The following is a 24,314-nucleotide window of genomic DNA, read 5'->3' as shown; positions in this document are numbered from 1 at the left end:
TTTGTAACGTGTTTTGTTGTTTTTATTTTATGTCAAAGGTGACATTTTCACTGAATAAAAATCATGCCTTTTAGGTGACATTTTCAAAGATTATTGACAGTATTTTTTAGAACTAATAGGAACTTTTGCTTTATTTCTTTTAAATATCAATGAAATTTTAGATAGAGAAGGATAAAGGTATGAATAATAATACTTGAACATAATGCTTATTCTTATTGTTCATACCTGTTGGGGACTATGATTGATTTATTATGAGATGTTAGGATTTTAATAAAAAAGATGATGCTATAAAAAACTTGAAATTATTTTAGACTATCTTGTATCATACCTCAGATAATTCTTTAGGGAGGTATGTAATGCATGGATATAAAGGTTCTTAGAGTTGCAGGAGATAGCAATATTAATGCTGCTGCAGATGCAGCAGTTGAGGAGATTAAGCAAAATATGGCTGTAAATATAGACTGTATAGGTGTAAAGGCTGGTTACCAAACGGTAAAAGTTTTGATTCTATTGACAGAAAAACTAGTAAAAATGGGATACAAGTTTTATATGAGGCCCTTTTATGTGAAAGTAGATACACTAGTAGATAAATATGATACTATCCCTAAAACCGCTATACGCTGGACATTAATTGCAAAAAAGAAATAAAATAATCCTTGTACAACCGACTAAAATATGGTAATATCAAAGCATACAGCCGAAAGGGGCACACCTTTCTTATACTGGATTAAGTATAGAAAGGTGTGTTTTTTATGCTGTGATGGTTATAGATGAATGAAGAAAAAAGATAAGCAAATAGGGGCGATATGAAAAGAAAAATTGTAAGACAAAGAATAAATGTTGTTAAATTTATGGAATTTAGGGTATATATTATAATGTTCTTTATTAGAACAAAAACTTATTTTTCTAAACCCAATAACCAATTGACACTTACATTTAGCACTTGGGATAAGGCTAAAAGTTCAATATCAGTAATTATTCTTTTGCGCTGTTCAATTTTTGAAATACTTGCTCTGTCAATGTAGACAGCAAGTGTTTCAAGTTTAGCCGCAAGTTCCTGCTGTGTCAGATTGTTTTTTAGTCTAGCGATTTTAACCCTGGAACCCGCAATATTGCGTTCCTCGGAATCAAGTATTAATTTCATAATAACACCAACCTTATGTTCTTTATTGGAACAGTTGTATTTTATCCGAAGTTATGCAATAATATATTCTAATAAAGAACAAACTATAAATTTGGAGGTAAATTATTGTGCAAGGGGAAGAATGCAGAATTGAGGATATAATCCGAATCATTCTAAATAGAGAAAAAAAGATTATTTACAGTAGCACTAATGTTAAAAAAGCACATAATTATTTAGAAAAACTAGATGTTATTAATAAATTATCTAATGTGTCATGCATTCAATATTGTCTGGAAAATTACTTAGTAACAATTGATGAAATATATATTAGCAATCAAGAGTTTTATATAATTAACATTATTTCAAGAAAACAAAAGTGCAGTGACTGTAGCAAATGCAGTAAAGTAATGGTTGATTCAGTTACAGGATTGCACAACAGAAACTATTGGGAACTGATTAATAATGGTTCAATATATTATCCTCTAAGTACAAAAGATTTTGCCCTAATAATCATAGACATAGATAATTTAAAAGAAATTAATGACAATTTTGGGCATTTGGCAGGGGATGAGGTTATTAAGATAGTGGGACAATCGATTAAAAGGAATATAAGGAAAGAGGACTTAGGAGTAAGGTATGGAGGGGATGAATTCCTCATTCTGTTATTTAATCAAGATAAAAGGGCAGCAAAAAAAGTAATAGAAAGAATAAGAAAAGAGATTAATGAATTAACAGCAAGCCAAAGAATGAGTATTCAAATTAGTGCAGGAGTGGCATATTATAATTCTTTAAGAAATGTGGGAGATATAATTAAGATGGCAGATAGGGATTTATACAGAGAGAAACAAATGAAAAAAACTAAAGAAAGACACAACAGCGATAAGTTAAAATATTTGCTTATGGAAATGGAAAAATTACGTGATGAGTTAAATAAGAAAGTTGCTAATGGGAGTAAAGGAATAAATAATGAAGATACGTTGAAAGTAAGTGAGAAACTTGATGAACTTATTACAAAGTACTTAAAAGAAGAAAATTAGTGCTAAGAAAGGATAAGGTCTATAAAGGGTATGGAATAGAGGTTAAGGTGTGGGAGAGAATCCTGCACTTTTTATTTTATAAACTTGTTTTCAATATAACCGACTTTTTGATTATTAGAATAATAACACAACTAACTTTTTTCTTGAGCCTTTAACCTGATTCTGATAGAATACAAGCAGAAAATGCTGTTAATAATTTCTGTATGGAAAAGATTGCTGTATTCTTATATTTATATAAACGAGGGAGGAAAGTTCGTATGGCGGAATATGTGTTCAGGGATGTAAACCAGATAGGCGAAAAGGAATACCAGACAGTAATTGATGGACAGGAATTAGCAGAGATGTGGAGGGATGGGGTAATAACTTATAATCCAGAAATACAAAGAGGAACAAAGGTAAAAAGGGGAAAGGACAACACGGAAACTGAAGTTGCTGTATTCAGTAAAGCCAATGTGAAAAAAATCTATACTTCTATGCTGTCAGGCCAATATTTCACAGATATGATTACACTAAACATCCTTGCGGACGGCAATGAAAAGATTGAACTTGATGACGAGGGAAACCTTAATGTGGACGGTGAAGTAAACATCTCCGACGGGCAGCACAGAATCAGGGCTTTGGCTACGATTCTTGAAGGGAATGAAAAAGGGAATTTAGCCTTTGATTTGTCTGAACTTAAATTCCCTGTTAAAATCACTAATTATGATATCCAAACTGCACAGCAGCAATTTCACCAATTTTCTCTTGGGCTCAAAATCAGTTCAAGCCGTGCGGAATATTTTAATCAAACCGGCCTTGCAAACATTATTGTGAGAGAATTGATGAAAAACAGTGACCTGGCTGGCAGGGTAGAAGTGGTAAGAAATTCAATACCTAAAAAGGACGAAAGGCATATTGTTACTTTTGCTACCCTTGTAAACGCTATAGAGATAGTTTACAAGGATTTAGAAACAAGGGTTCAGGCGATGGAATTATCTAAATACCTTGCAGAATTTTTCAATGAATTGATAAATTTTATACCTGAACTTCATAACTACGAAAAAAGAGCGCAAAGTAAAGAAACATCGTTAATAGGGGAAAACTTTATGTTCTATGGGTATGTGGCGATAAGCAAAGTTCTAAGGGAGAAGGAGAATTGGAAAGAGTATTTGCCATTAATTAATGAACTAGATTTATCAAAAGGCTCTAAGCAGTGGTACGGAGATGTTATTAAAAGAGGAAAGGGAAAGGGGTATACTATAGTAAATAACAATGAAAGCAGAAAAACATTTGCTAATAAGATTGAAAAGATGTTTAAAAAGTTACTAAATGAAAAAACAGCGTGACTTCAATTGTAATAAATATGGCTGGCAAATTACTAATAGTAGGTAATCTGCTAGCCTTTTTAATTAGAGGGGGAAGGTATCACATTTAACTCTACCTAATTTCTTGAGCGAGAAGCCTTTGACTTTACTATAGGATTAAGTATAAGAAATTAAGCAAAAAGTAAGAAAAATTTACTTGATATGAATAATTGATTATACATAGAATGCTTCAGTCGAGTAATGGCTTTATCATCGATGCCTCTTTTATTGGACTGTCTACTAATAGTAGGCAGTTTTTTTATTGTCAATTTGATGAGATGGGTACAAGGTATAAAAAATTTAGTTCTATGGCAAATCAATGTTGCTGATTTACACATTTTTACATGTGTTATGCTCAATTATAGAAGGGTGAATTGAAAAATCTCAAATTTTTCATAAGTTACACTATAAATATGGAATAAAAGAAAAAAGTTTACAATTTGCAATATGTTATGCTAAATAGTGAAAAACACAGAGAAAACTTCAAATTTTTTATGTGTAATACTATAAATATAGGGGGAAAGGCCTGCAAAAAGAACCAAAAATTTTTTATGTTATGCTTATATATGTAGGGGTTAAATGGTTCAAATAAAGTTTGAAAAATTTGAACCCTCTGCTTTTAGAAATACATTTTACTCTAACGATATGAGGTAATCAAGGGAGGTGTTTTTATGATAAATATTAGAGCACCAGATAAAGAAAATGAGAGGCATTTTGCGGATGCCTCCTAGATATAAGAATTCGAATATAAATATTTCTTGACTATAAATTATATCAAAAATATAATCTTATAGATAAAGAGAAAAATTAGAAAAATCAAATTTAGTTTTAGTCAATCAAGATTAGAAAATTAAGATTTAATAACATGAAAGGATGAAGAATTATGACCTATTATTTTAATCAAAGTGATTTAGAAAAGTATCTTGCTGAGTATAAAGAACTCAAAAATATTGAAAAAGAATTGTTGAAAGAAAATAAACTTGCTAATAATTATGATTTATATGAACAATATATGAGTAAAATCCAAACATATTATTTTGATGAGAACATCGAATATGCTAAAATATATGCAAATACAAAAGAAGAGTTAATAGAAAAAACAAGAGAATATCTTAAAGATATATATGGTCTAGATGGGTATGAATTATTAGAATATGAAGAAGCATTGCAAAAAGCATATATTAATTTTATTGGTCAAGGATATTATCAAATTTATAATTCAATTGGATGTAGTGGAGATATTAGCGTCCATAGAATAGACGAAATGCTTAAAATTGCTCTTAGTAGTGCAATGATGAAATATGAATTTGATGATGAAGTGTGGGAATATATTTGTGAACATTGTAATGATATATAAAAATTAATTATATTTATTATTCAACTGTCTACTTAAAAAGTAGACAAATTTTTCTTTTTAATAAAAGGCTAAAATAATTTTTCATTGTAATAAACTAGATTCTTCTATTGCTACAATGAACAAAATAGTAAGATTCGTAAACTTAACAGGGCAATAGGAGAAAGCCTGAAACTTCTTTATAATTATCGCTGCCAAATATGTGGAGAAAATATTAGTGCAAGGTATGGAGTCAATATAGTAGAATCACACCATTTAGACCCCTTTGTTAAATCACTCAATAATAACCCAGAAAATCAGGTTATTATTTGTCCCAATCATCATCGGATTATCCATAGAGCAAGACCTGTTTTTGTCAGGAGAAAATTAATTTTTGTTTATAATAATGGAGTAGAGGAAAGGATTATGGTGAATCAGCATTTATAGAAAACAGGTTGCATTTGCCTGTTTTTATTTTTGTGCATAATACAGAGATTTGATATTGCGTGATTAATAATTAATTGGAAACAAAACTATTGACTTTTCCTGAAAATAGTAATATTATTTTTACAAGAAAGCGAATAGGAGGGGAAATTATGTTACAGAACGATGGTGAGTTAAGTGAATTGCATGTTTATTACCCCAGATAAAATGGATGGAAAACGAATTTCTTATGATTATGTAGTACAGCAATTTAAAATACAGCGATTATTACAGAACCATTCCCTTATAGCGTTAAGCGATATATGCAAGGAGATAACGAGTGGGATTCGAGTTAAGAAAGAGTATTATACAGATAAAAACGGATATAAGATAATTGCTCCTGGAGATATAAGAAATGAAATCATATATATCAATGAACTTAAAATAGTACAGCCTGAAGTAGTAAAAGAAAAAGACATTATAAATTATGGAGATATATTGATTACAGCATCAGGTAAATCAGGACAGGTAACTTATGTAAATGAAGTATTAGAAGGATGTGTAGTAACATCGGATATTATTAAAATTACATTAAGGGATAGGGATAAAGGTATAAGATTATATAAGTTTTTAAAAAGCAGTATCGGACAAATGCTGTTAAACTCTATAAAAATAGGGATTTTAAATAAAATTTTTGTGGAGGATGTTGGAAATTTATTAATTCCTGAAGACTTTCATACATATCAGGAAGATTGTTCTGATGATTCTACAGGGTATGCGGAGGCTGAAAAACTATACAGGTCTGCAGAAAACATATTTTACAGAGTATTTGATTATAAAGGTGAAGAAAACAATCTTAAATACTTTTATGTGACAGAATACCTTGACAGTCACAGATTAGACCCTGAGTACTACTCAAACTTTTACACCGAATTGTATATGGTAATTAACAAGAATTTTGATGATATAAAATGGCAGGAACTTGGAGAACTTGTAGAAATAAAAAAAGCGGACAAGCCAGATGTTAGCGAGAATCAAAAAGTAAAATATTTTTTATTGGCTGATATAGACCCGTATTTTTCAATCATAAAAGAGACACATGAGGAATTTTACGGCAATTTAAGCAATCGGATGAGATATATTGTCAGAAGTGGAGAAATAGTAACTGCTAAAGGAGGCAGTGCCACAGGGACTAAAGGTCATGCAACGGCGATTATTACTGAAGAATTTGACGGCATGATTACAACAGATGCGTTATATAATTTAGTTCCCAGAAATATTAGTCCTTATTATCTCTTATTTTTATTTAAACAACCAGTGATTTTAAACCAGATAAACATGTTTACTAAAGGAACATTGTATAAACTTATTCAGAGAAAGGACTTTGAAAGAATTAGAATCCCAAGACTAAGAGAAGAATTGGAAGAACAAATAGTAGATAAAATGATGAATTATTTAAGTGTGTTACAAAACAAATTTTAAAAGAGGTGTTATATATGGGTAAAAATCAATGGGTTGTAAGACATGGCGACAAATGGGCTGTTAAAGGTGAAGGCAACGAAAGAGCAACTAAAGTTACTGATACTCAAAAACAAGCAATAAATGTAGCAAAAGGAATTGCCCAAAACCAGAAATCGGAATTGATTATCCAAGGAAGAGACGGCAAAATCAGGAGTAAAGATAGTTATGGAAATGACCCGTGTCCACCAAAAGATAAGGAACATTAATGGAGGTGGACGCTGTTGGTAGAAATAGTATATGAACAACTGAAAACCCCTAAGTCTGTTGAAGAATTACACCAAAGGTTAAAAGAGTCTGGAGTGAAATGGAATAAAGCACAATTACAACTGTTTCTTCTTATGGATAGTAATATTAAAAAGACAGGGGATTTATACAGTGTTGGAGGAAATAATCTAAATACTATTATATTGGACATAGTCGATAAAGTAATGGATGGTAAACCTATTGCACCAATAAAAAAGATTATGGAATATGTACCAAATGATATTACGGTCAGTGCAGAAGAAATATCAAAAATTGCAGAGCAAAGCGGAAAATACAAAATTCATCCCAATGGGGCTGTTTTAATGAGAACAAAAAATTAAGGAGGAATTTTTCATGCAGGAACTAAAGGATAAAATCAAAAAACTTGGTTACGAGGAAATAAAGGATATTGATGATGCTACCTTTATAGCCAGTCATAAAGATGTATATGTATATGTAAAAAAAGTAGATGAAGAACAGTTGAAACCAGAACTGGTTACTGCCATAACATATGAAGCGATGGCAACAGACCCTATTTCTACATATGCTTGGATTACAAACGGTACAAGCAATGCCTATGTCCTTGTTGAAGAGGAAAAGGCTGTTTCTGAAATTCCATCAGTCTTTGAAGATGAGATTAAACTGTATTCAAGCAAAAGGCAACTTACTGATAGGGATAAATGGTCAATAAGAAAATATCAGGAGTTACAAGAGAAATTTGATGGACTCCATGAAATGATTTATGGAATGAAGGACCATGTAAATAACTCCAATGATGTAATCGATGAATTCAGTAAACTTATTTTTTTGGAGACCTTCAGGCTTTATCATCCTGAATATAGATTAACTAAAGGCAATGTGGCAGGGAAATTGTTTAACGAGATATATAGATACGAATATGTAGAAAAACATAAGGACAAGGCAGTCCAGGAGATAAGGGAAGCCTTTAAAGAAATAAAGGACCATGCAGATTATGTTGCTATTCTGGATAATGGGGAAAAGGCAAACATATTTAGTGCAGATGAATATATAAAACTGGAAAATCCCAACATCTACATTGCTGTTTTAAAGGCTCTTCAAGATTTAGGGACAATAATAATTGACGGTGTAGAGAGACCTGCCACTTTAAGGGATTTAACTGGGGATGTATTGGGCAGGGTTTTTGATGTACTGCTCCGAGGAAAGTTTGAGAATAAAGGCGGTATGGGTATCTATCTTACCCCAAGACAGGTAACGGAAGCAGCAGCAGAAATGGTTTTACACGACCTTACCAAAGACGGGGCAGCAAAACTAATTGCTAAAGACCCCAAAACAGGAATACCTACCCTCCGCATAGGTGATTTGTGCTGCGGTTCGGCAGGCTTTTTAATAAAAATGCTACAGAAAATAGAGCATTACCTTCTGAACAAATTGACAGGAGACAAGAAGCAGTATGAAGAACTATTTGAACAAATGAAGGAACACTGTTTTATAGGTGCTGATAATGCTCCGGGAATGGTTCTCAAGGCAAGAATCAATATGGCATTACATGGAGCACCTAAGTGCCCTATTTTCCAAACTAGAAACTCATTGATGAATACAAGGCTTGAGCCGGGAACCTTTGATGCCATTCTGACAAATCCTCCGTTTTCCAAAACCGGAGTTTCAAAAAAAATTAAGAAAGGTAAAACAACCGTAGAAAACCCAGAAGGTGCTGAAATTATCAAATATTACTCTTCTGACATAGATGAGGATGGGCAAAATAGAATGAGTCCTTATGGTTTATCTCTTGGGTCAAAGCCAGATAGCAGAGGTAAGTGGAAAGAAGTAAATTCGGTAGACCCAGCAGTATTGTTTATCGATAGAAACCTTCAATTATTGAAACCAGGCGGATTGCTCATGATAGTTGTACCAGATGGAATTCTTTCAAATTCAGGGGATAAATATGTACGTGAATACATCATGGGTAAGAAAAACCCTGTAACAGGTGAATTTGAAGGCGGCAAAGCAATACTGAAAGCAGTTATAAGTCTTCCGCAGGAAACCTTTGCCCTTTCAGGTGCAGGTGCAAAAACGTCGCTACTGTACCTAAAGAAGAAGGAACATCCAGGAGAAAAGCAGGGTCCTGTATTTATGGCAGTAGCAGATGAGGTTGGATTTACTGTAAAACAGAATGTAGAAGTGCAGTTAGGTGACGACCACAACGATTTATTAAAGATTGTGGAGGCTTATAAAAAGGGTATGCCAGAGGATATGGAGTAGGACGGTGAGAAGACAAAATGAATAAATATTATATTTTATATTCAAAACCAAGTTGTACTATTATTTCAGAAAGTTTTGTACAAAATAGGATTGATGCACAATTTTATTCAAGCGAATATTTGACAATAGAAAAAATTGAGTTCGACAATGGCCTAGATTATGTTGAATTAGGAGAAATAGGAACAAACTTTTCTTATGGGACGCCACCTTACGGACATATTTGCGATAAAGGGGTACCATATTTAAGAATTCCTGATATAGAAGATGATTTTTTCTTGAGTGATTCCAATATTGCTTTTATTGATAAGGAATATCATTTAAAAAATATAAGAAATGAAGTAAAGGCAGGGGATGTATTATTTAGAATTAAGGGACAATTGGGTCAAGCGTTGGTTGTACCTCAAAAGTTATCTAATTCTCATACAGGAAGTAGTTTTTTGCGATTTACTCCAAAATCAATTAATCCATATTTTTTAGTTTGCTATTTAAATTCTTCATTTGGTCGTAATCAAATAAATAGGAAGCAATCCAATTCAATTATTCAATATTTAAATATAGATGATATTACTAGTATAAGGGTTCCTATCCCATCTCCTGAAATCCAAAAATACATAGGAGATAAGGTTAGAAAAGCAGAAGAGTTGAGAGAAGAAGCGAAAAGGTTGAAGAAAGAGGCTGAAGAGATTATATATAAGAAATTAGGTAATATTGTTTTGGAAGATGAAAAAAATTACACTGCAAACTATATAAGAGAAGAAGATATATTTGAAAGAATAGATAGTGAATATTATAAAGAAAAATATTTTAGATTACAAAAGCAATTAAAAAGCAAAGGATTTAGTTTAAAAACTTTAGATGAATTATGCGATTCTAATATCTTTAATGGAAGAACATATAAAACCACAAATAAAAAAAGAAAGTATATGAATATAGGAGTTGGTGAATTAGGAGATTGGTTTATTTTAGCAAATGGAGATAAGTATATAGATGAAAATATCAATACTAATTACTTATTAGATAGATACAGTATTATATGGGGAAACTCTGCTCATTTAGCAAAATATATAGGAGAAAAAGTTAATATTAATTTAGAAACAAATTCATATGTACCAACAACAGAAATTACATGTATAAAGCCTAATTTAGATAAAATTAATCCGTACTATTTATTTTTATATATGAAATCAAACTGGGGATATTATCAAGTTCAAAGGACTGTAAAAGGAATGACAGCACATTCTTATCCAGAAGATGTATCTAAAATCATAGTTCCTATTTTGGACTTTAGTTTTGAAGAGTTAAATGTCATGAAAAGTGCTGTTGAATTAGGTTATAGATATACAAAAGAATCAAAACAACTAGTCCAAGAAGCCAAACAAGATGTAGAAGACCTGATAGAAGGCAACTTTGATATGTCGAAAGTAAAAGCAAATAGTTAGAATTTTGCTTAAAGCAAAAGAAGGTGAGACCTTTGATAAATATAAACGAATTAGTTAAAAGTTTAAATAGCCTATACGATTATGGAGAAATAAAAAGTAATACCGATTTGCAATACCTTATAGACCAAAATTTTATTAGGCTCATAGAAGACAGGCTGATTATCACAAAAAAATGGATTAAGTTCAGCGGAAAGGTAAACAGAGAAGACTTTATAACATCTCTTCTCTGTTTCTATCCTCCTTTGTTACATAAGTTGCTGAAAAAAGCATACGAAGAGGCTTGTATTATAGGTCAGAGGGGAGACGGTAAAGCCCTATATGAGTTTATAGACAGCATCCCTGAATTTGCGGAAACTATATTAAATATTAAGGATAAAGATATAGAAGAAACGGAAGAAATAAAGTCCTTTTATCAGGCTGTGTTTAATGGGTATCCTCAATATCCTTCAATCCTTACAAAACTAAAAACCATGCAGTTGGCGGAGGATACAGAGGATGTGGAGTTATCACCGATGGGTAATAATCCTAATGAAATATGGGTACAGGGCAGGAGGATAACTTCATCTGTAAATCTCCCGAAGTTAAAGGATAAAAACAAATACACCTTTACTCCCTATGAATACAGGGATTTTCCAGTGGAAGAGAAAGTAGCGGAGGTCCTTTCTTACCCATGGAAAACATTTTTAACCATACTAACTATGATAGCCCTTGAATACCAGACCGCTGGTTTTGAAGGCTTATCCATAAGACCTACGGACCACACCAATTATTATACAACCCAGCCTTTAGACTTTTACATCTTCAATACAAAGGGCAGGGAAGTTAGGGTAGGAAGGCTTAATGATTTTGTATATGAGTTTTGCATGGAAAATGATATGTACCTTTTCCCAGATAAGGCTCCTGAAGTAGACAAGGTGGTTTTTGATATGATGGATGAGCAGAAAATTGATTTTAAAGATGGGGAATATGTCCTCAATGAAAAGTTTAAAGACTTGATATACTCAAAGGATATTATTATAAAAAACCGCTCCAGAAAGTTTAAAAGCACCCTTAAAGATTATGTAGAAAAGTTGAGGAATACATTATGATTATAAAAATAGGTACGGACAGATTTTGGGTAAAAGCATCCAATATAGAAAGATGGGCAGAAATTTTAAAATCTTTACCAAAGAAAATACCCTGCAGCAGTAAAAAAGATATAGCCAGGGATTATCTTGGCTATAAGGTTGACGAGAGCGGAAGAATTGTCAATGCTGATGAGGTATATGGCCTTTTTGGTGCAGAAAAAGATAAAGACTCTTTAACTATCGTTGGATGTAACTTTATAAAAGAAATTGAAGGAGGATATGAACTTACAGGGGGTGCTACTGAACTGGTAGAAAGATTTAAACATAATGAGGAATGGGAAAAGGTATTGGGAAGTCAATTATTAAAGTATTCCATAAGAATTAGGACCATTGCTTATGCAATGCTAAATGGAGGATATCTCTATTTTGAAAAAGGATATATGGAAAACTTCGCAAAGGCTTATATAACCCTAAATGACAAGAAGTTTTACATTTTCAGCAACAAGCCTGATGAGATGAACATTAATAGTTTAATGAAGGAGAATCAATCAAAGATATTAGGGGATTTCTGGAGAAGGGAACTTGATATTGGAGATGGGGAAGAAATAGAATTTAGGGGCGTTAATAAAGATTATCCTTCTTTAGGCTCCATGAGTACTTATTTAAAAATACCAATGCTGTTGTTTGACTATTTAGGGTGGATTGTTGAAAGCGAAGATAGAAGGTACATCTTAGATAAACATAAGATAAAAGAGGATGCAGGTATTGATGTATATGAAAGTTTAGTAAATGAAGCCGATATGGATGATATAGAAATACTACATAAATTAATTAAAAAATATTCGGATGCAAGGGGATTTTTCCCAATAGGAATAGTAGGCTCCATATTGAAAAAGAAGATTGACAGTGAAAATACTATGGCAGAAGAACAATGGATTGACCATTACTTTGTTACAGGTATAAACAAAGGGAAGTTTATAATTAAAGACCATGAGCAGGGACAACCCAGGCACGGCAGGGGCTTGCTGGGGAAAAAAGATTATCAATTAATTAAGTTGGAGATTAGAGATTAGGAGGGATGGATATGTCTATATGGGCTCCTTTCGGTACCAGTGATTTTCCGTTAAATCAGCCGATGGTAGGGCAGAAAGAGTTTTATGAAATTTTCAAAGGCTTTACGAAGACTATGAAAAATGCAGGGATGGCAACTATTTTCCCGCTGATTTCAAAGTGGGGTGTAGGTAAATCCCGTATCGGTTTCGAACTTATTTCAGAACCTCTTGGCATGGATAAGGGCTGGATTATTAATGAAGATGGCGTACAAAAGGAAGTGAGAATTTTCAAGCCGAATTTCGAAGATAAGGTTCTTCCATTATACATAAGGTATTCCCAAATGTGCCATCCTGATTTAATTGGAGATAACTGGGTGGCTTACGGCATTTATACAGCGCTGTCCTATTTAAGCAGAGAATCCGATGGAAGCATTCAAGGAAAGATTATGGAAGCCATTCAAGATGCCTTATCTCCTGTAGGGTTTGATAGAAACATCCTTGGAGATTTACTGCAAGTAGACAGGGTAAATTTAAATGAACTGGTTATAAACAAAGAAAAATTGGATGACCTAACCCGAAAAGGAATGGAATATGTTAAGCAATTCGGTATTGAACATTTCCTTATTGTCTGCGATGAATTAGAAACAGCGGGGGAAATTGCAAAGTATGGAATTGAAAAAGAGAAGGAACTGGTAAACAAAATAGATGGAGAAGCAATTCAGGTAATTACAAGTGCTATAAAACATGAAGACCCGAGAAAGAAATATCCAGAGGTTTCTTATCTTCTTTTGTGTTCTACAGTTATAGGAGGAAGTATTCAGGGGATAGGTGCTTTAGACAGAAGAACGGAAATGTATGAAATGCTTCAGAATTCCTTTGCAGATATATCGGATTATATCGCTTATCTTAACAAGAAGGGCATGATACCTGAGTATCCAAAAGGACTGATTGAAGCAGCCTACACCATAGCAGGAGGTAATTTTGGCTGGTTTAACGTTATTATGCATAACGTAGACCAAAAGATGGAAGACAGTTCTGTCAAAAAAGAAACGGGATATATCTTTGAAGCCATATTAAACTCCAGCAACCGCTTTAAAGAAAGTTTGATTGATAAACCTGCTTTTGACTATATTCAGTGTGATGATAGATTCAGGCAGACTATTAAGCATGCTCTTTTAGAGCAAATCCCTAAGAAGAAAACAAACTATTCTGCGGAAGAAATAAATGCCATGATGGATGCAAAGGCAGAAGATGGCGAAAAGTTATTCAAAGAGTTTTACTGTGTGAAATTAGAAAAGGATGATTTGGCGGTTTACCTCAATTCTCAAGGCTACAAAAGAGAAACGGGAGATATATTTGTTAATAATTTCGGTAGCAGTTTTGATTTAGGCATACTTTTGAGAAGCCTAAAAACTTTTTCTCTCAATGTAAAAGAAAATGAGTATATTGTGGGGAAGGAAGAAGAAACATTTTTAGACCAGGTCAGGATGTTGTATCCGAAGGATGATATTGAAGAATCAGCAAGATATATCTATGGATACATCCTTGAAAAAATAGAAAAAGAAGATATAAAAGAAGCAGAATATATCGGACCAAACTTTGCCTATTTAAGCCGCCTTGATAAAAGGTATAGAGTAGAAAAAGATGATTTTGGCTACGTTCCAGATACTGAAAAAAACAAAGAGATTGAAGCGTTAGTAAAAGAAAGAAGCAAAAATAGAAAAGAGGAAGTAAAAAGGGTTCTTTCAGGTGCCTGCAGGGCATTGGAAATAAACTACCCAGAAGAAAGTTTCTATACCATCAATGGCGTTGAATGTGTCAGGACCAAGGTAGAAGGAGGACCTTACCTTGATGTTCACGAGGACAGAATAGTAGATATTATCTGGGGCAAGGATGAAGATAGATTAAAAGATGCACTGTTAGATAGCAGACTTTTAAAAGAAGGAGTTCATCCTGTTATTGTAATCTCTGATTCTGTTATTAGTGCAGAGTACACCGATAAATTTGTAAAAGAAAAGTATGAAGGCATAGGAAAGTGCTTGATATTTGTCAATATAAACAGACTTCAAAAGGATATTTTAGAGGTCATGTCCATAGATAAGGACATATTGGATATAAGGGAGAACAGGAATGTTATTACTTCTACCTTTAGGGATAGAATCAGAAAAATCAGGGACCATTTTAATTTAAAGGCAAGAGAATGGTTTGAAAAATTAGATGAGGAAGGCTGGATATTAAGACCTATCATCTATAAGAAACATGATGAGAAACAAATAGCGCTGCTGTCAAAGGCTTATAAGCGAATGCTCATCCAAAACCTTGATTTTGAGGAACTTGGAAGCAAAAAAGATGTGAGATTGTCTGATGCAGAATATACGGAGTTAAAGAATGTTTTGAAATCAACCGCCATAGGCAGAATGAACGAGGGAAAAGGATATAAGGAAACAGGTTTATTCATTCATGAGGATGAAAATAGATACAGCATAAATATACCCGCATGTATGAACAGAATACTGAAGTTTAATGGAAACAGTAACAAATCTAAGACTGATTATAGCCAAAAATTTTTCTTCAGCCTTATACATGAAGTAAAACCGAAACGCATTCTAGAACAGTGGATAGAGTTTATGATAGGTTTAAATCTTTTATTAATAAATAAGGACGGTTTTATTGAGAGAATATCTAATTATGAATTAGATGGTAGATATTCTTTAGTTAAAAAATGGTTGGAAGATAATTGTAATAAAGAAATTGAAAGCATGAAAAAGGTTATAAACGGTCCTTATTTGGATGTCCTTGAGAAGAATCAAGTACCTTATTATAAAGTTCAACTTCAAGAGGCTGAAAAAATTAAGGATAGCATTAATGTTGATAAGTTATCAGAAAAAGATGATAAGAATATGGAAAACTTCAGAGATGTTATTTCGAAGATTGAGGAATTCTTAGGAGTTTGCTACCAAGTATATGACAGCGATGGATGGAATAACATCAAAACCTATAATCCAAACATCATAAAGGACATTAAAATTGATGATAAGGATAAGCCTTTGTGGTTTAGGGTAAGGCATATAAGATTGTTTATAGACTATATTAATACCTTAAAGGACCCAGCAGTAAAGAGCATTACGGATAAAATTGCAGAAATCAAGAAAAATTGTGAGTATGGCGGATTCATGCTTCCTATTTCTCCGATAACGAATATACTGCAAAAGTATTGTAATGAACTGGAGAACTCAACTGATTATGAAAAGATGACCATATTAGGTACAGGAACTATGGTTTCCTATATAAACACATTAGCATATAAGTTAAAAGATGGAGATTTTAGTGGAGCATATAAGCGAATTGAAGAAATTCTTGATGCCTGCGGATTAGAGCCTATTGAGAACAATGAGTTAAAGTGGGCTAATGATAGAGGAATAATAGGTGAGTATAAGGCTATTTATAAGAATTTTACTTCTATCATTGACTGTTATAAGAAATTACCTGAAAGCAAAAGGTGGGTTGATTATTTTTCTGATGCTCCAGAAAAATTAAAAAATCATACCGAGGTGAAGAATTTAAGCAACTGTATTAGAGAATTGGAGTTATTTGTTAACGGCGGCCTTGAACAAGAGATTGAAGATAATGAGCCCGTTATGCTGAGTAAGCCTGATGAATTTTTGGCGCTTCTTAAAAAGAGGGTAGAAGATATGCAGCAGTATGTAGGGCTTATTGAAGGCTATAAAACAAATGTAATGAATTTAGCAAGGACAAAGAAGAATGAGTTTTATGATAATTTGCTGATAAGTACCATAGATAAGATATGCAGAGTACAGGGAAAACCTCCCGTATCCGCACAAATAAATATGGAAGAGTACCCAAAAGAGGAAACTTATGCTGCCACAAAAGAAGCGATACAGAATAAAATGAATTTGCTTGCAAGTGAAGGTGAATCATTCTTTAAAAACTCACCATTGATTAAGAAAACTACCTTTAATTTTTTTAAGCACGTAGTGGAAAAGAATGGGGATATTAACTGGGATGACTACCTTGAGGAAAAGCGTGAGTTAGAATCGGTGAAACTCATTCGGACAAAGGTTGAGGTACTGTGATGGCTATTCAAATATTAGATGAATATAAGAATAGAACAGAATACAGGCTTCTTAAGGATTTTTATGACTGCCAGGTAACCCAGATGAATTCACTGCAAACTGGGGTGCTAGTTTTGCCTGGAATTCTATTAACTAAACTGGGCAAACAAAACTTAGACTTACTTAATGCATGGTTGGAGGATAATAAAAACCAGTTAATACTTACACCTTCCTGGACCGAAATGAATTTAAAGGAAATCCTTCACTCATCGGTAGATATAAGAATAAGTAGAACAGATGATAATTATGAGGGAATTCCGATAGGCTTTTTGATTGATACCACAGCAAAAGATGTTATATTTCAACAAAATGGGAAGAAATTTGGAATTCATTACAGGAAGAATACGGGAACAGGTCTAGTAACGGTAGTCACCCTACCGTTATTGGACTATAAAATGATTCAGTTAGAAGATAAATTAAAGGCTCTTTTTAATTCCCTGCTCCTTGCTGAGGATGTTAAACAAGAATCCTTGGTAGAAACAAAAGATTTTATATTAGATGATATTCATATTTATTTGATTATCCTGACAGGGGCTGGTATTGACTTAAGTCAGTGTCTGTCAAGTATAATTCATAAATATTTTGGAGTTTTCATTGATGAAGAAACTGCCAAGCAAGGATATCAAGACCTGGTAGCAAATCAATATATTAACGAGAATGGATTGTTAAGCAAGGGTATGACTGCAGTTAAAGAAAGGAAATTGAAATCCTTTATCAATGCTGTAAAACAAAGGGGAGAAAAAGAAGATGGATGGATTTAAAGAAAATAGTACTCCAATATCCCAAAGCATAGTGGCTAATATTCAATTAGGTCTTCCAGCCACAGTTTCCAGGTTATCATCCAAAATGCGGTTTATTGATAAAATAGCCCCTGCCCTAAAGGAAAGTGGGGTGGTTAGGAATATAGAATTAATAGCCCCTCTCACTATTAAGGCCTCAGGTATTGCGGCAACCAATAGGACTTCCAGTGCATTTGGCGGAATGTTATATGTTGCTGGGGCAGTAAGGCAGGACATACTCATAAGTGAAGGTTCTATTTATAAAACAAGACAGGAAAGTATCGTTGATGTAGATGAGATAGATGATTTGGATAATCAGAAAAAGTTGAAGTTTATAGATATTATCAATGTCTATAAACTCCTGTCTGACTTAATGGAAGATGATGAAAAACCTGAACTCGTTTTGGTTGATGTACCTTTGGTACTTGAGCGTTCGGATGCTCCCCTTGAAGATAGAAAGGATACTATAAAAGTTTATGATAAATGCAGGGAGACCATTAAGTTTTTCTGGGATAAATATAAGGACATGGTATACCCATTTAATGAAAATGGAATTAAAATCGCATCAGTAGGAACAAAAAGGTTTGGTGCAATTATATATGCTCTGACTGAGGATAATTTAGTTTATATTCCAGATGATGTGGACAATAGCATAATTAAAAAGATGGAGAAACTAATGCCCAAAATTCAAGATGTAGGTATTAAAAGGTTGCTAACAGGTATTCTTGTAAAAAGAACAAGGACAGCAGCATTTCAATATGACGGATTAAATAAGGATAATAGGCTGGAACCTGAAACTTTACGGGATGTGGGGTTAATAGGTATGCATGTTAAAGCAGGAAACACTACACCGCCACTTTTGGTAGAAGTATTAGGGAATGTAAAAGATTGGTCATCTGAAATGCTGGATAAACTGGCTTCTCAAATTATATCCCTGATTGCATTTGACCAGAAAAAAGCACTGCCACTGCCATTATGGTATGCCAAATATGCTTTAAAGCCAGTTGAGGCCACAAATAATGGGAAAAATGTAATTTTAGAATACTATAAAACACAAGCCAGGGAAATGCTCCAAAATGAGGCATTGGAGAGTATTTGGAAAGAAGATTTGGATGTGTTTGAGGAATAAGGAGGAGGGGAGATTGTAGTGGATAAATATATAGGCAAACTTATCGGCAATACAGGCAATCCTAATGATTTAAAGATTGCTCTCGAAAACAGTTTTTCTGCTAAAAGAGGAGAGTTTGTAAAAATCAAGCATAGAGAATCGGAAGAAGATGGAGATACATATGTTCTAGGGAGAATTGTATCCATATCCAGAAGCAATATTCTATATAACTCCAATATGGGTGAGGGGCTGTCATCTCTTGAGATACTACCAGGTGCCCAAGTTACTGGGGAGACTTTATTTGGGACCATAGAACTGGTGGGGTACAGGGACAACTATGGACAGATAAAAATACCAAGGCGACCTCTCAACCCAGGGGAAAAGGTATATGGTGTTGATTATGAGTTTTTGTCAAAGTTTTATAAGTTTGATGAGAATACAAGCATTAACATAGGTAATTTGATTGGATACGACAAGGGAAGTAATATAGTCCCTGTTTATCTGGATGTAAACAAACTGGTTACGGAACATTTGGCTGTGCTTGCCATGACTGGCTCTGGTAAATCGTACACTGTGGGCAGAATTATTGAGAGGCTTGTAGCGGAGATGAATGGAACAGTAGTAGTTTTTGACGTTCATGGAGAATATGGAAAAGCATTTGAAAAGGGAGAGATACATTTTAATAACAATCTTGATTTTATTGAGGACGAGAAAGAGAGGGAGAGCATACTAAAAATTCAGGAGAATTTATCAAAGATGCTGAATGCTGGTGGAGGAATAAAAGTATATACTCCTCAGATGGATTCTTTTGATTATAAATATAGTGCAAAAAATCATCATTTGGCCCTGCAATTTGATAGATTTGATATGGATGATTTGTCCTCCATTCTTCCAGGTTTAACAGAAGCCCAGGAAAGAGTATTAGATGTTGCAATCAGGTATTGGAAAGCGAAGTACAATAATCCTCCTCGGGATATTCAGGATTTAACATATTTGCTATCAGATGAGCGGGGATTAGAAGAACTAAAGAGTTGGGATAACTTGACTGAAGGGGAAGCCAAAGCGCTCAACAATAGAAGTGCAGCAGTGGCTTCCATGAAATTAACCCGAGTGATAAATGAGGCGAAGAGTTTTTACACAAGGGCTATTGGTGAACCTACAGATATTTATGAAATGATTGGGGAAAAAGGAAAGAGCGTGGGAAGGCTTGTAATTATAGATTTACAAGGATTGTCAGATGATGCTAAGCAGATTATTACAGCATTAATATCCAGTGAGATTATGAGGGCAGCATCAGATAAAAAAAGACAAATAAGGCCCTGTTTCCTTGTTTATGAAGAGGGGCATAATTTTGCACCTGCGGGGATTCCGAGCATATCTAAAAAAATTATTAAGAAGATTGCGGCAGAAGGAAGGAAGTTTGGTACAGGATTTGCAATTATTTCTCAAAGGCCGTCAAAACTGGACCCTGATGTCACATCGCAATGTAATACAATCATTACAATGAGACTAAAGAATCCAGATGACCAGAGGTTTATTGCAAAAACGTCGGATATGTTTTCAACATCTGATATTGAAGAACTGCCATCCTTATCTACTGGTGAAGCGTTGGTAAACGGGAGGTCAATACCAGCGCCGCTGCTTGTGAAAATAGGAACAAAAGCGTTGATACATGGCGGAGAGTCCCCTGAAGTTATCAAAGAATGGGGCGTATTCAATGAATAAGGAAACAATCATTGATTTCATAAAAAAAGAATTTAAAGAAGGAAAAATTAGAAACGAAATGTTTCCTATGATGACAAAATTCGGAATAAGGGACTATTCAGAAACTGTCCATACTGTAGGTCTTAATTATATAACCGCAATAGGAAGATTTGTTGACGGGGTTACATCCCTTTCTGAATGTCCTGTGTTTCCATATTCTGAAAGAAGCCACTATGGACAAATGGTTGCAGAGAGCCAGGCCAGTTACGAAATAAAAGTTAACGAAGTAAGACCAGATTCTATTTGGTATTCGAAAGAGGATAATAGTCCTATACTGATTTGTGAATTTGAAAGATATGAAAAGAATAGACGAAAAGATTTAAAAATCAAGGAAAAGATACAAAATCTGCTTCTTGCTTATCACCAGTTGGGCGGGAATGTACCTATTATATTGTTTGTATATTGGAGTTATGCTGGGGAAAATCCAGGGGATATTGAAGAATATATATCAATACTGGATAATGGCTTTAAAAGAAGTGATGGTACCTATGTACAAGGAATAAATGCTTTGAAAACGACCTATCTGGTTTATCGCTGTGTTGCTTCAGGCAATATTGATAATTTGACACTAAATCAATGGGTAGAGGTAGGTTAATTATGAAGAAAAAAGCAGTTAATTTTCATCCGCAAGTAGATATGAGTATAGGGGATAAGTATTTGCTGAAAGAATTTATTGATGAAGGTTCCTTTGGCTATGTATGGAAAGCAGTAAACCTTGAAAATAGGCAAACAGTGGCGCTTAAAATACCCAAAGACCAGGAACGGGGAGACAACACCTTATCGGAAGGAAAAGAATTCATCGGAAGTCATCACCCAAATGTTATTTCTATATACTGGATGGGACGTGTAGATGGAGTTTTTCTAATTGAAATGGAGTATTTTAACGGGCATAAACTATCAGATGAGTTATGTGAAACTGGATTTAAGAGTCCCAGAACTTTTGAAGAAATATATAACTTGTTTTTTCAAATACTAGATGGTGTAGAATATATACATTCAAAGAAAATATGTCATGGAGACATTAAACCTCAAAATATATTGACAGACGGGAAAATAGCCAAAATAACCGATTTCGGTACAAGTAAACTGATTGAAGATTTATTTATAAAAACAATTGATGGCGGTGGTACCTGGGCTTATATGGCTCCAGAAGTGGCTGGGTCTAATCGTAGATATCTTAATTCAGATATATATTCATTGGGAGTGCTTTTATATAAGTTTTTAACTGGCAGGACTCCTCATGAAACTGCAAATCAATTAATTAATAATATACCTTATCCAAAACCAAGAGAGATAAATAATAATATACCTGAATCGGTTGAAAGAATTATAATGAAATTACTCAAAAGAAACCCTGATGAAAGGTATCAGAATATAAGCGAAATAAAAAGAGATTTAGAAGAAGCATTAAGAAGTGAAGATAGAAATATTATTTCTTACAATGAACGGGCTGAAGTAAAATACGAGGATACTGATTGGATAGAAAGAGTAATTCGATATTATAAGAATAATGAATTTGATAAGGCAGAACTACTGCTAAAAACGGAGTACGAGAATGGAAATAAATCTGCTGATGTATTGTATCATATTGCTTATACATATTTTCAGCAGGGAAGATATTTTGAAAGCATGGATGTATTAAACGGTATAGATATTAAAGAGATAGAGGATGTCAGAAGAGAGGCTTTAGAAGATAATCTTCTATACTTAAAAGGAAAATTATTTTTTGAACTAAAAAGATATGAGGAAGCAGTCAAAGTCTACGAAAAACTTGTATCAAGAAATCCCGATGACTTAAATTACAGATATAGGCTAGCATGTGCTTATGGTTTAAATAGCGAACAGGAAAATGCCATAGATATATTAGAGGAAATTAACAAAAAGACTCCTGGAATGCTTTATATAGTAAAAAAATTGGGGCATGCATATGACCAGAAGAAAGATTTTAAAAAGGCAAGGGCTTATTTTAATTATGCGATGAGGCTTGACCCAAATGATGAGTTGATTAGGGACAGGTTAGAGGAATATGGCAAGTATTTAGATTATCTGAGGTATTAGGGTGAGTTAGTAGTAATAGGTAGAAATTACATTTTAATATTAAAGGACTTTAAAGATGTGAGCAGGTCAGTTATATTTACAAAAAAATATCGGGGGGGGATAAGCATGAATATAGTTTTTAAAAAGGAAATTGAGGACATAAGCGCTTCATACGACTTGTTAGAAGATAGTTTAGAAAATCTAAAAAATAAAATCCTTCAAGAGTATATACCTGATTGTAGTAAAAATGGTCAAGTTGAAGAAATACAAAATGCATTGCAAATATTTGAAAAAGTTAAAAGCCATATGAATGAACTCGCAAATTTAAAGGGCTCTTACAAAGAAATGTTTGGAGGTTACATAATTAATAATAATCAGGAAGAAGATAACGAAGAAATTGAAGAGGAGAATGAAAAAGACATAAAAGATGTAGCAGATAGAACAACGTGGAAGAAGGAAAATGAAAACATAAGAATTGAAACGGCAAGACCTGATGGGAGCAGTAGTTATCCTAATATAATTCCAATACATATATTTGAAGAAATTGTTAGGACTATCATAGACCAATTTGTTCGATATAATAAGGATTACATAAAGACGTCTACAATATCTTCGCTATTAAACGATAAAATTATTCAAGAAACAAATTACAAAAAATCTCCAAAGACTCTGGTATATAGCGTTATAAAAATTCTTATAAAAGAAAATGTATTAGAAAATAAAGAGAATTATAAACGGATGTATGTTTTGAAGAAAAGCCCGGAGCATGTATTAAAGTGGTTAGAGAGTATTTATTGATTTTATTATTGTGATTTTTAAGTTTATGTCAATAAATTGAATAATAATCTTACTGCCATATAAAAAGGGGGATAAAAATGTCAAAAGAACATCCTTCGGTATTTATCAGTTATAGTTGGGATAGTGAGGAACACGAAAACTGGGTAACATTCTTAGCGGCTAGATTAAGGGAAAACGGTGTTGATGCAACGATTGATAAATTTGAAACGCAAAGCAAAACTGTTAACTTGAATAGAATAATGGTAGAAAAAATAAAAAATAGTGATAATATCTTACTTATTCTTACTGAAAACTATGCTAAGAAAGCAGATACTTTCCAGGGCGGAGTGGGGTATGAGACAAATTTATTAATACGATATATAAAAGATAATCCAGATAAGATAATTCTAATAATGAGGCATAAGGGAGACTATAGAAAAGCCGTTCCATTTTATCTGGAAGGTTTTCATTTCATTGATTTTTCAGATGATAGCCAGTTTGATATTAAGTTTGATGAATTACTACATAGGATTTTTCAGGTTGATGTAATGGATGTACCTAAAGTAGGTGCAAAACCAAAATTAGAACCAAAGAAAATTATTTATGATAGAGTAGTAAATGGAACTACTGATATAATACCTAATTTTAAAGAAATAACAGATTTAGATAAAAATAAATTTATGAAACAAAGTTATGCTGAAATATTGTCCCATTTATCTGACTTTGCGGAGCAGACCAGACAAAAAAATAGTAATTTTGATTTTGAAAAAGATAATATACACAATCAAAAGGCTATCTCTATAGCCCCCTAACCAACTTGGAGAAAATCTTTGTATATGATAGTATAAAAGCAGGGGGTTAACTTAAATGACAAGAAAACAATATACAGAAGAA

General features: G+C 33.3%; 21 protein-coding genes. 20 read left to right on the top strand and 1 reads right to left on the bottom strand.

Annotated elements, in window-relative coordinates; all coding sequences use genetic code 11:
• Nucleotides 1-360: 360 nt before the first annotated feature.
• Nucleotides 361-648 (top strand): stage V sporulation protein S, encoded by a 288-nt coding sequence (locus tag BUC45_RS09955; protein WP_078054691.1) that lies wholly within the window; start codon nt 361-363, stop codon nt 646-648.
• A 250-nt stretch (nt 649-898) separates the two neighbouring features.
• Here BUC45_RS09955 and BUC45_RS09950 read toward each other — a convergent pair whose 3' ends face one another.
• Nucleotides 899-1,144: a helix-turn-helix transcriptional regulator gene (locus BUC45_RS09950; RefSeq protein WP_366750124.1), complete on the bottom strand. Its 246-nt coding sequence runs from the start codon at nt 1,142-1,144 to the stop codon at nt 899-901.
• A gap of 107 nt (nt 1,145-1,251) precedes the next feature.
• Here BUC45_RS09950 and BUC45_RS09945 point away from each other — a divergent pair, with 107 nt between their 5' ends.
• The 19 genes from BUC45_RS09945 to BUC45_RS09860 all read left to right on the top strand — a co-directional run bounded on the left by BUC45_RS09945 (nt 1,252) and on the right by BUC45_RS09860 (nt 24,232).
• The gene (locus BUC45_RS09945) at nt 1,252-2,160 is read left to right on the top strand and encodes a diguanylate cyclase (RefSeq protein WP_296972048.1); all 909 of its coding nucleotides are present in this window, start codon (nt 1,252-1,254) and stop codon (nt 2,158-2,160) included.
• A 257-nt stretch (nt 2,161-2,417) separates the two neighbouring features.
• The gene (locus tag BUC45_RS09940; RefSeq protein WP_296972046.1) at nt 2,418-3,485 is read left to right on the top strand and encodes a DNA sulfur modification protein DndB; all 1,068 of its coding nucleotides are present in this window, start codon (nt 2,418-2,420) and stop codon (nt 3,483-3,485) included.
• 901 nt (nt 3,486-4,386) lie between these two features.
• Complete coding sequence (locus tag BUC45_RS09935) at nt 4,387-4,860, top strand: hypothetical protein (protein ID WP_073026957.1); 474 nt, start codon at nt 4,387-4,389, stop codon at nt 4,858-4,860.
• A 132-nt stretch (nt 4,861-4,992) separates the two neighbouring features.
• On the top strand, nt 4,993-5,283 hold the full coding sequence (locus BUC45_RS12055) for an HNH endonuclease (RefSeq protein ID WP_366750127.1): 291 nt from the start codon (nt 4,993-4,995) through the stop codon (nt 5,281-5,283).
• A gap of 204 nt (nt 5,284-5,487) precedes the next feature.
• Nucleotides 5,488-6,741 (top strand): restriction endonuclease subunit S, encoded by a 1,254-nt coding sequence (locus BUC45_RS09930; protein ID WP_296972043.1) that lies wholly within the window; start codon nt 5,488-5,490, stop codon nt 6,739-6,741.
• A gap of 14 nt (nt 6,742-6,755) precedes the next feature.
• A complete protein-coding gene (locus BUC45_RS09925) occupies nt 6,756-6,986 on the top strand; it encodes a DUF2188 domain-containing protein (RefSeq protein ID WP_034835528.1) in 231 nt (76 codons plus the stop codon).
• Between the two features lie 15 nt (nt 6,987-7,001).
• Nucleotides 7,002-7,364, top strand: a complete 363-nt coding sequence (locus BUC45_RS09920) for a hypothetical protein (RefSeq protein WP_296972040.1) — start codon at nt 7,002-7,004, stop codon at nt 7,362-7,364.
• A 13-nt stretch (nt 7,365-7,377) separates the two neighbouring features.
• Nucleotides 7,378-9,264: an N-6 DNA methylase gene (locus BUC45_RS09915; RefSeq protein ID WP_296972039.1), complete on the top strand. Its 1,887-nt coding sequence runs from the start codon at nt 7,378-7,380 to the stop codon at nt 9,262-9,264.
• 17 nt (nt 9,265-9,281) lie between these two features.
• Nucleotides 9,282-10,703: a restriction endonuclease subunit S gene (locus BUC45_RS09910; protein WP_296972038.1), complete on the top strand. Its 1,422-nt coding sequence runs from the start codon at nt 9,282-9,284 to the stop codon at nt 10,701-10,703.
• Nucleotides 10,704-10,735: 32 nt separating this feature from the next.
• The gene (locus BUC45_RS09905; RefSeq protein ID WP_296972037.1) at nt 10,736-11,791 is read left to right on the top strand and encodes a hypothetical protein; all 1,056 of its coding nucleotides are present in this window, start codon (nt 10,736-10,738) and stop codon (nt 11,789-11,791) included.
• Nucleotides 11,788-12,843: a hypothetical protein gene (locus BUC45_RS09900; protein WP_296972035.1), complete on the top strand. Its 1,056-nt coding sequence runs from the start codon at nt 11,788-11,790 to the stop codon at nt 12,841-12,843. The genes BUC45_RS09905 and BUC45_RS09900 overlap by 4 nt, the downstream gene beginning before the upstream one ends.
• Nucleotides 12,844-12,854: 11 nt before the next feature.
• On the top strand, nt 12,855-16,916 hold the full coding sequence (locus BUC45_RS09895; RefSeq protein WP_296972034.1) for a hypothetical protein: 4,062 nt from the start codon (nt 12,855-12,857) through the stop codon (nt 16,914-16,916).
• Entirely contained in the window at nt 16,916-17,716 is an 801-nt protein-coding gene (locus BUC45_RS09890) for a hypothetical protein (RefSeq protein WP_296972050.1), read from the top strand. The genes BUC45_RS09895 and BUC45_RS09890 overlap by 1 nt, the downstream gene beginning before the upstream one ends.
• Nucleotides 17,703-18,863, top strand: coding sequence for a hypothetical protein (locus BUC45_RS09885; RefSeq protein ID WP_296972033.1), 1,161 nt, complete (start codon nt 17,703-17,705; stop codon nt 18,861-18,863). The genes BUC45_RS09890 and BUC45_RS09885 overlap by 14 nt, the downstream gene beginning before the upstream one ends.
• Nucleotides 18,864-18,881: 18 nt before the next feature.
• Nucleotides 18,882-20,567, top strand: coding sequence for a DUF87 domain-containing protein (locus tag BUC45_RS09880; protein ID WP_296972030.1), 1,686 nt, complete (start codon nt 18,882-18,884; stop codon nt 20,565-20,567).
• Nucleotides 20,560-21,201 carry a hypothetical protein gene (locus tag BUC45_RS09875; RefSeq protein WP_296972028.1) on the top strand — a complete coding sequence of 214 codons (642 nt, stop codon included), beginning with the start codon at nt 20,560-20,562 and terminating at the stop codon, nt 21,199-21,201. The genes BUC45_RS09880 and BUC45_RS09875 overlap by 8 nt, the downstream gene beginning before the upstream one ends.
• Before the next feature lie 2 nt (nt 21,202-21,203).
• Nucleotides 21,204-22,664 (top strand): serine/threonine-protein kinase, encoded by a 1,461-nt coding sequence (locus BUC45_RS09870; protein ID WP_296972026.1) that lies wholly within the window; start codon nt 21,204-21,206, stop codon nt 22,662-22,664.
• A gap of 105 nt (nt 22,665-22,769) precedes the next feature.
• The gene (locus tag BUC45_RS09865) at nt 22,770-23,441 is read left to right on the top strand and encodes a hypothetical protein (RefSeq protein ID WP_296972025.1); all 672 of its coding nucleotides are present in this window, start codon (nt 22,770-22,772) and stop codon (nt 23,439-23,441) included.
• A 77-nt stretch (nt 23,442-23,518) separates the two neighbouring features.
• Nucleotides 23,519-24,232, top strand: a complete 714-nt coding sequence (locus BUC45_RS09860) for a toll/interleukin-1 receptor domain-containing protein (RefSeq protein WP_296972022.1) — start codon at nt 23,519-23,521, stop codon at nt 24,230-24,232.
• The last annotated feature ends 82 nt before the right edge of the window (nt 24,233-24,314 follow it).

Origin of the sequence: Tepidanaerobacter sp. EBM-38 (assembly GCA_001896545.1) — a bacterium.
In the GTDB taxonomy this organism is placed as follows: Bacteria; Bacillota; Thermosediminibacteria; order Thermosediminibacterales; family Tepidanaerobacteraceae; genus Tepidanaerobacter.
Note: the sequence above shows the minus strand (reverse complement) of the source record. Positions and strands in the feature narration are given on the sequence as shown.

Bases quoted from the DNA above. Each gene is read 5' to 3' on its own strand.
- BUC45_RS09955 (WP_078054691.1), top strand. From the start codon at position 361: ATGGATATAAAGGTTCTTAGAGTTGCAGGAGATAGCAATATTAATGCT.
- BUC45_RS09950 (WP_366750124.1), bottom strand. From the start codon at position 1,144: ATGAAATTAATACTTGATTCCGAGGAACGCAATATTGCGGGTTCCAGG.
- BUC45_RS09940 (WP_296972046.1), top strand. From the start codon at position 2,418: ATGGCGGAATATGTGTTCAGGGATGTAAACCAGATAGGCGAAAAGGAA.
- BUC45_RS09935 (WP_073026957.1), top strand. From the start codon at position 4,387: ATGACCTATTATTTTAATCAAAGTGATTTAGAAAAGTATCTTGCTGAG.
- BUC45_RS09930 (WP_296972043.1), top strand. From the start codon at position 5,488: ATGGATGGAAAACGAATTTCTTATGATTATGTAGTACAGCAATTTAAA.
- BUC45_RS09925 (WP_034835528.1), top strand. From the start codon at position 6,756: ATGGGTAAAAATCAATGGGTTGTAAGACATGGCGACAAATGGGCTGTT.
- BUC45_RS09915 (WP_296972039.1), top strand. From the start codon at position 7,378: ATGCAGGAACTAAAGGATAAAATCAAAAAACTTGGTTACGAGGAAATA.
- BUC45_RS09910 (WP_296972038.1), top strand. From the start codon at position 9,282: ATGAATAAATATTATATTTTATATTCAAAACCAAGTTGTACTATTATT.
- BUC45_RS09900 (WP_296972035.1), top strand. From the start codon at position 11,788: ATGATTATAAAAATAGGTACGGACAGATTTTGGGTAAAAGCATCCAAT.
- BUC45_RS09895 (WP_296972034.1), top strand. From the start codon at position 12,855: ATGTCTATATGGGCTCCTTTCGGTACCAGTGATTTTCCGTTAAATCAG.
- BUC45_RS09890 (WP_296972050.1), top strand. From the start codon at position 16,916: ATGGCTATTCAAATATTAGATGAATATAAGAATAGAACAGAATACAGG.
- BUC45_RS09885 (WP_296972033.1), top strand. From the start codon at position 17,703: ATGGATGGATTTAAAGAAAATAGTACTCCAATATCCCAAAGCATAGTG.
- BUC45_RS09875 (WP_296972028.1), top strand. From the start codon at position 20,560: ATGAATAAGGAAACAATCATTGATTTCATAAAAAAAGAATTTAAAGAA.
- BUC45_RS09870 (WP_296972026.1), top strand. From the start codon at position 21,204: ATGAAGAAAAAAGCAGTTAATTTTCATCCGCAAGTAGATATGAGTATA.
- BUC45_RS09865 (WP_296972025.1), top strand. From the start codon at position 22,770: ATGAATATAGTTTTTAAAAAGGAAATTGAGGACATAAGCGCTTCATAC.
- BUC45_RS09860 (WP_296972022.1), top strand. From the start codon at position 23,519: ATGTCAAAAGAACATCCTTCGGTATTTATCAGTTATAGTTGGGATAGT.